The sequence below is a fragment of the Seleniivibrio woodruffii genome (assembly GCF_004339245.1).
Classification (GTDB): Bacteria; Chrysiogenota; Deferribacteres; order Deferribacterales; family Geovibrionaceae; genus Seleniivibrio; species Seleniivibrio woodruffii.
The window spans coordinates 1-4,038 of record NZ_SMGG01000011.1 but is presented as its reverse complement, the minus strand read 5'-3'; the positions used below and the strand labels follow the sequence as shown (position 1 = coordinate 4,038).

Genomic DNA, 4,038 nt, shown 5'->3' with positions numbered 1-4,038 from the left:
TCCAGCCACCGACCGGGCTGGCGTGAGCCTCTTAACCGTCACTGCACCACAGGCTGTCACTTCCCTGTACAGGAGACAACCTGCTTTACATGCCACAAGACAGCGCATGCACCAAATCAGTACAGCAAATAGGGAGTTAAACAATGAGCCTTAAAGAGAAACTTCTGAACAGCACATCCTTCACCCGCCGTACGTTCCTCAAGGGAGCGAGCGTGGCGGGAGCTACAGCCGCCCTTTACGGATGCGGCGGCGGAGGCGGCGGCAAGACATATATGGAAGAGGACACCACAGTTGAGGTTCCCAAGATAACAGAGAAAGTTATCGCAGGCGGAACACCTCACAACTGCGGAGGCCGCTGTGTGAGCCGTTACTATGTAAAAGACGGCGTTATCAAACGTATCGTTACTGATGATACGCACGGACAAAAGCATTGCAGAGGGCGATGATCCTCAGTACCGTTCCTGTGTTAGATGCCACTCCAGAAAGCAGTGGTTCTACCGCAACGACCGTCTTCTCTATCCTCTGAAACAGACAGGAAACAGAGGCGACGTCAACGGTTTCGTGAGAATCTCATGGGATCAGGCGTTTACGGAAATTGCCGCCAAAATGCAGGACGTTGTGTCCAGATTCGGCGCAAAGGGCATCCACTCTATCTATTCATCAGGCGACCAGACAGGCTGGGCAAGAAACTCACTGCACAGACTGCTTAACCTGCTCGGCGGATACACATATTACTATACCGACTACAGCTTCCCCGCTCTTGAGCACGTTGCACCCTTTGTTGAAGGAAAATCAAACTTCCTTCCCAACGGTAACGCATATCAGGATGCACTCAGATCTGACAGAGTTGTTATGTGGGGCTTTAACCCTCACGAAATGATACAGGCTACCAATGCGGGCTGGTATCTCACTCAGGTCAAAGAGTCCGGAGTACCCTTTACATATATCGATACAAGGCTTTCAAAATCAGCGGCAACACTGGCCGACGACTACATCAACATCATGCCCTGTACCGACGGTGCGCTTCTGCTGGCGATGATGTATCACCTGCTGAAGAACCACCTTGCTGACCTTGATACAGACTTCATCAAAACCTATATGTACGGTTTCTTTGACACAGGCAACACTTTCGTGGCCGGACGCACAGCAAACGCCGCATATGCGGTTCCTGCGGGCGGTTCACTGTCTGCGTTCATCATGGGTAACGAAAACGATCTTGTCACAGCAGGTCTGAACACAGGACTTTCAATCTATCCCGACACAATAGGCTACAACGTGAACTCAACCGATGTTCTTCACGGTAAAACAGTCCATGTCTGGGGTCAGCGTGCGAAAACACCCGAATGGGCAGAGAAGATCACAGGTATCCCCGCTGCGAAGATCCGTGAGCTTGCAGAAATGTATCTCACAAAGAAAGTCAACACTTTCATCGGCGGCGGATATCAGCGTCACACCGAATCCGAGCAGGCCATCTGGCTGCACAGAGCATTCTCTGTTGTAACCAAAAACTTCGGTCTTGCAGGTCAGGGTTCGGGATATCCCGTGAGCAACACCTCACAGTCTAACCCCAGCCAGATGCTGAGCAACACCAACAGCGTGTCGCTGACAGCTCTGTATGACAACACAAAGGTCACAGACCTTACCTATGTGCCCACAGGACAGAGATATAACCTGCCTGTTTTTGTTGTTCCGGATGCTGTTGACAGAGCAGGAACAGGAACATCAAAATGGAACGACGGTCAGGTTAAGGCCATCCATGCAGGTTTCGGAAAAATAATCTTCGCCCCTGCAGGAAACATCATGGTCAACCAGTCCGGTGACGTTAACTATAACAAAAGTGTTTTCTCCGACAAAACAAAATGCGAAATGATAGTCACATGGGATCACTTTATGACCCCCTCTGCGGCAATGTCGGACTACATCCTCCCCGCAACTATGCAGGGTGAAAAACCGGCCGCTATAACCTCTACCGAGGCACTTTTAAGACTCAACAAAGTAAACGATATACCCGGTGAAGTTCTTTCAGAATATGAAATTTGTACCGGACTTGCTGAAAAACTGGGCAAAAAATCCGACTTCCTCGGCGGCTATGCCGAAGGTCAGGAGGGTATGGAAGCCAGACTTAAAGCAGGCTGGGATGCAGGCAACCTTTCCACTAAATACGGCATGAGCTATGACGAATGGTGCGAAAAAGGTATCGCCACTCTCCACGGCACATACAACGCATCCACCTATGCAATATCCCACAAGGCTTTCAGAGCCAACCCCGTAACCAGCCCTCTGAACAGCGCAAGCGGCAAGTTTGAAGCCTTCTGCGCCAACATGGTTGAAGACTACGAAGCAAGGCATCACGAGAACATCGACACAGTAACTTCCGACGGAGCGGGTCTCACCACTCTGTACCACGGCGGAACCCTCTACACAGCGGGAACAGGCGCAAACGCAGGCAGAAGATTCGTATATCCCATCCCCATGTACATTCCCACAGTTGAGGGAAGACATGCGGTTGACTATACCGACCCTTCAGACGAACTTGCACACGATGACCCCGCAGGTGTTGATGCCGCAGGTTACAAATACACTCTGCACACATGGCACCTTATGTATCGTTCACACTCAACTCTTAACAACGTTGCGTACCTGAACGAGAACTTTAAAAAAGATATCCACGGTAATCCCTCGTATCTTGATCCCGGCCGTAAATATACCGACGGCGTATGGGACGACAACGTATACGAGCCTATCTGGCTGAACCCCTCCGATGCTGCCGACCTTGGTCTTGCCACAGGTGACAGGGCGCTCATCGAAAACGCAAGGGGCAAAATGTACGTTTCCGTTATCGTTACAAACAGAGTTGCCAGAAAACTCATCCACATCGGTCAGGGTGCATGGCAGAAACAGAACGCACAGGGCGTTGACATCGGCGGATGCGCAAACACGGTCATTACCGCACGTCCCTCAAGGATATGCAAAGGTATGACTTCCGCTAACGACTGCCGTGTGAAGATCACTAAGGCTTAATGGAGGAATCAGATGTCTGCAAAACAGATGGCATTTTACTTTGATCAGAATAGATGCATGGGCTGTCACGCTTGCGTGGTAGCATGCAAAGACTGGAACGACGTTAAGCCCGGCGAGGCGAGATGGAGAAGACTTTCAGACACGGAAGTCGGTTCTTTCCCCGATGTAAAGGTGTTTAACCTCGTGGTATCCTGCAACCATTGCGCAAACCCTGCATGTACAGCGGCTTGCCCCGTGGGAGCTATCTATAAGCGTGCGGAAGACGGTATCGTTATCGTCAACCGTGACCTCTGCCAGTCCATCAAGGCCTGTGCTGTTGCGTGCCCCTACGGCGCACCTCAGTTTGCCGACGATGCAAGCGAACCTGTAAAACAGGCGAGCTGGGCAGTGGCTCACCCCATGCAGAAATGTACCATGTGCTGGGACAGACAGGCAGAAGGGCTTCAGCCTTCATGCGTAGCATCCTGTCCTCAGCGTGCGCTTGATTTCGGCACAGCCGAGGAGATAGCGGCGAAATATCCCACAGCGGTTCGCACTGTTGTAGGCTTCCCGCAGTCAGACAAGGACTCCAACGGCAACACGCTTAAGTCCGGCGACACCGTACCTTCGATATTCTTTAAACCGAAGGAATAAGCTAAACATATGTGGCGGAGGATTATTTCCTCCGCCTTTACACTTAAGACTGAACGTTATGTTTGCATGGGTATAACGCATTGATACCACAATATTTTTATATTCGTATCGTTCTTAACTCAGTCTTAACCTTTGCGATGGTAAATGTCGTAAAAATCGACAGAACATATGCAGATAATGTGCATTAGTTCAGGGTTGATTGAATTACCTACAAGGAGGAACCATGCGACATTTGTTGAGCAGTCTGTTTATAACAGTCCTTCTGCTTGGCTCGGTCGGTGTTGCCAGTGCCTTTGAGGCGGACGGCTACACAACCCCCGACAACTGGTCCATGCAGACGACTCCCGGTCAGTTCAAACAGAGCATGACAGGAGTAGGGCTGAC

At 50.7% G+C, this 4,038-nt stretch carries 3 protein-coding genes; all 3 read left to right on the top strand.

Annotated features, from left to right (window positions below):
- Positions 1–143 precede the first annotated feature (143 nt).
- From C8D98_RS13950 to C8D98_RS13650, 3 genes are read left to right on the top strand one after another with little or no spacing between them, the layout of a single operon-like run.
- On the top strand, positions 144–446 hold the full coding sequence (locus tag C8D98_RS13950) for a twin-arginine translocation signal domain-containing protein (RefSeq protein WP_243640978.1): 303 nt from the start codon (positions 144–146) through the stop codon (positions 444–446).
- On the top strand, positions 409–3,021 hold the full coding sequence (locus tag C8D98_RS13655; protein WP_243640977.1) for a molybdopterin-dependent oxidoreductase: 2,613 nt from the start codon (positions 409–411) through the stop codon (positions 3,019–3,021). Before C8D98_RS13950 ends, C8D98_RS13655 begins: the two co-directional genes overlap by 38 nt.
- A 12-nt stretch (positions 3,022–3,033) precedes the next feature.
- Positions 3,034–3,654, top strand: a complete 621-nt coding sequence (locus tag C8D98_RS13650; protein ID WP_132874723.1) for a 4Fe-4S dicluster domain-containing protein — start codon at positions 3,034–3,036, stop codon at positions 3,652–3,654.
- Positions 3,655–4,038 lie beyond the last annotated feature (384 nt).